The following is a 3,452-nucleotide window of genomic DNA, read 5'->3' on the forward strand; positions in this document are numbered from 1 at the left end:
GGTAGTGCTGGCGCAGGATTTCGTTGTTTTGCAGCATTTCGTAGCTGCGGAGCATGAGTTCGGCAAAATCGACCACGCCTTCGCGTTGGCAGATTTTGTCGTATTCGGCGTAGCACTCAATCATGCGGCGTGTGTGCGGATCGGGCGCGCTCAACACGGAAGCGCGCAAACCGGATTCTTTTTGCGCGTTGATAAAGCCTTGCAGCGAACGCGGCGCGATGATTTCTTCGGCGATGTTGAGGCTTTTGAGCAGGCGTTTGATCAGGGAAAGCTGATCGCCGCTGTCGAGGATTTGGAAGGAAGAGGGCAGGCCGGCGTCGCGGTGGTGCAGGCGCAAAAAGCGGTGGCAGAGGCCGTGGAACGTGCCGAGCCACATGGCGCGGACGTTGACGGGAATCATCGCGCCCAAACGGGTCTGCATTTCTTTGGCGGCTTTGTTGGTAAACGTTACCGCCATAATGCTGTGCACGCTGGCTTGTCCGCTTTGCAAAAGCCATGCGATGCGCGTGGTCAGTACGCGCGTTTTGCCGCTGCCTGCGCCTGCCAAAACGAGGGCGGATTGCGGCGGCCAGGTTACGGCGGAGAGTTGTTCGGGGTTTAAGCCTTGCAGGAGATTGGGGGCGGATTCGTTGGGAAACATGAAGAGGCCGTCTGAAAAGAAATGGGAATGCGATATTTTAAAGGAAATACAAAAGGCCGTCTGAAAAGATGTTTCAGACGGCCTTTGTGTTGGAAGCCGATTAGAACGGACGTACTTCCAAACCGAACATACGGCGCGCGGTATTCAGCATTTGGCAGCTGAAGCCCCACTCGTTGTCGTACCATGCGAACACTTTAACCATTTTGCCTTCGGTTACTTTGGTCAGCGTAGAGTCGAATGTGCTGGCTTGGGTGGTGTGGTTGAAGTCCATAGAGACCAGCGGCAGGGTGTTGTAACCCAAAACGCCTTTCAGACGGCCTTCTTCGGAAGCGGCTTTCATCAGCGCGTTGATTTCTTCGACAGAAGTCTCGCGGCTTGCTTGGAAGCTCAGGTCAACCAGGGAAACGTTGACGGTCGGTACGCGGATGGCGAGGCCGTCGAGTTTGCCTTTCAGGGCAGGCAATACCAAGCCGACGGCTTTTGCCGCGCCGGTTTTGGTCGGAATCATGTTTTCCACGCCGCTACGCGCACGGCGCAGGTCTTTGTGGCGTACGTCGGTGACGGTTTGGTCGTTGGTCAGCGCGTGGATGGTGGTCATCACGCCGTTTACGATGCCGATGTTTTCGTTCAACACTTTGGCTACGGGTGCCAGGCAGTTGGTGGTACAGGAGGCATTGGAGATAACGGTCATGTCGCCGGTAATCACGTCGTCGTTTACGCCGTAAACGATGGTTGCGTCAACGTCATCGCCGCCGGGAGCGGAAATTAGCACTTTTTTCGCGCCGCTTTCCAAGTGGATTTTGGCCTTCTCTTTGCTGGTGAACGCGCCGGTACATTCCATGACCAGGTCAACGCCCAATTCACCCCATGGCAATTCGGCAGGATTGCGGGTGGAGAAGTAAGGGATTTTTTTACCGTTGATGATGAGGTGTTTTTCATCATGGGAAACATCGGCGTCAAAGCGGCCGTGAACAGTGTCGAATTTGGTCAGGTGGGCGTTGGTCTCGATGCTGCCGCTGGCGTTGATGGCAACGATGTCGAGTTGGTCTTGCAGTTTGTAGTCGAAAATAGCGCGCACTACTTGGCGGCCGATGCGGCCGTAACCGTTGATGGCAACTTTGATACCCATGGCTTTTCCTCTTCTTTTGGGTTTGGGTTGTGGATTGAATGGCGGCAATTATAGCAAAAATGTAGTGCTGTGTAATTAATGTTTTATTGAAATTTTTTGGTTTGATTATTTTTGATTGTGGATGATTAGAGTAGAAATACGGGTTTAAAATTAATCTTATTTTTGATTTTTTGTCATTTTATTTTTTATTCATTTTATTTTTGATATTTTATGCTTATTTTAAATGATGGTGATGAAGGGCGCAGAAAAAGGCGGATTGTTTTTGTTTATATTAAACGGAATTCTGGAGTGGTTTCTTGATTACAACATGCAACAGTGAAATTTTCAGACGGCCCGGATTGGACGGAAGGAAAACAGGCCGTCTGAAACATTTTGATGACGGGGGGTTTGAATGCGTTGGGTTGCCGCTTTTCCTTACGGGATAAGGGAAAGGCGGTTTGCGACGAGGGCGGTTGTCAATGGGAAGGGGAGGGGGAAACGGGGCTTGTGTGTTGCGTTTGGCTTGTATATAAAGAAGTGTATGAAGATTTTAGTCGTAGTGCATGAAGATTTTCCTTGCGATTTTAATGCAATACTGACTTGCCAACAGTGTTAAATTTTTTTACGATAAGGTCAGATTATGTTTGCATGGCCATAAGCGGTGCATTCTTTAAATACCGGATATTATCCTTGTCCGAATATCTATTTTAACCGGCCGGTTTGTCCGACCTGATTTCTAAATATATACGCGCAAGGCCGGGAGGCCTTGACGACACTCGATTTTTAAGAGGTTCATCGTGTCAAATTCTCAATCCAGCGAACGCGCGACGTTTAGCAGTCGCCGTGCCTTTATGTTTGCCGCCATCGGCTCGGCCGTGGGCTTAGGCAACATTTGGCGTTTCCCTTACATCGCCTTCGACAACGGCGGCGGTGCTTTCGTCCTCCCTTATTTGGTTGCGCTGTTGACGGCGGGTATTCCACTGTTGCTGCTCGACTATGCCATCGGCCACCGTTACCGCGGTTCGCCTCCTTTGGCCTTCCGCCGCCTCGGCCGTTGGTTTGAGCCGGTGGGTTGGTGGAACTTTCTGACCAACGTCATCATCTGTATCTACTACGCCGTGATTGTCGGCTGGGCGGCAAGCTATGCCTATTATTCTTTGACTTCGGCATGGGGTACGGATCCGCAGACCTTCTTCTTCAAAGACTTCCTGCAAATGGCCGATGCCAAAGACTTGGGCTTGGATTTTGTCGGCAAAGTTGCCGGTCCGTTGATTGCCGTGTGGGTGTTTACGCTGGCGATTATGGCTTTGGGCGTGCAAAAAGGTGTGGCCGGTGCGTCCACATTCTTCATGCCTTTGTTGGTGGTAATGTTTGTCATCATGGTGGGCATTGCGCTGACTCTGCCGGGTGCGGCAAAAGGTTTGGACGCTTTGTTTACGCCTGACTGGAGCCGCTTGGCGGATCCGAAAGTCTGGGTAGCCGCATATGGTCAGATCTTCTTCTCGCTCTCCATCTGCTTCGGCATCATGATTACTTATTCTTCTTACCTGAAGAAAAAAACCGACTTGGGCGGCACCGGCTTGGTTGTCGGCTTTGCCAACAGCAGCTTTGAGTTGCTCGCCGGTATCGGCGTATTTGCCGCATTGGGCTTTATGGCTCAAGCCGCAGGCAAAGAAGTCAGCGAAGTGGCATCCAACGGTATCG

Annotated in this window: 3 protein-coding genes; 1 reads left to right on the top strand and 2 read right to left on the bottom strand. The window is 51.4% G+C overall.

All coding sequences use genetic code 11. The features are described 5' to 3' along the window. On the bottom strand, window positions 1-640 hold a 640-nt coding region (locus ACTHUE_RS13355), incomplete at its 3' end, for a UvrD-helicase domain-containing protein (RefSeq protein ID WP_440423701.1). A 100-nt stretch (window positions 641-740) separates the two neighbouring features. Continuing rightward, window positions 741-1,769, bottom strand: a complete 1,029-nt coding sequence (gap, locus tag ACTHUE_RS13360) for a type I glyceraldehyde-3-phosphate dehydrogenase (RefSeq protein WP_003748138.1) — start codon at window positions 1,767-1,769, stop codon at window positions 741-743. 830 nt (window positions 1,770-2,599) lie between these two features. Here gap and ACTHUE_RS13365 point away from each other — a divergent pair. Further along, window positions 2,600-3,452, top strand: an 853-nt coding sequence (locus ACTHUE_RS13365) for a sodium-dependent transporter (protein ID WP_440423703.1), incomplete at its 3' end; no start/stop codon positions are given.

Source organism: Neisseria sp. P0021.S005 (genome assembly GCF_051956955.1).

Excerpts from the sequence above, each read along its gene's own strand:
- gap (WP_003748138.1), bottom strand. The coding sequence starts at position 1,769 with ATGGGTATCAAAGTTGCCATCAACGGTTACGGCCGCATCGGCCGCCAA.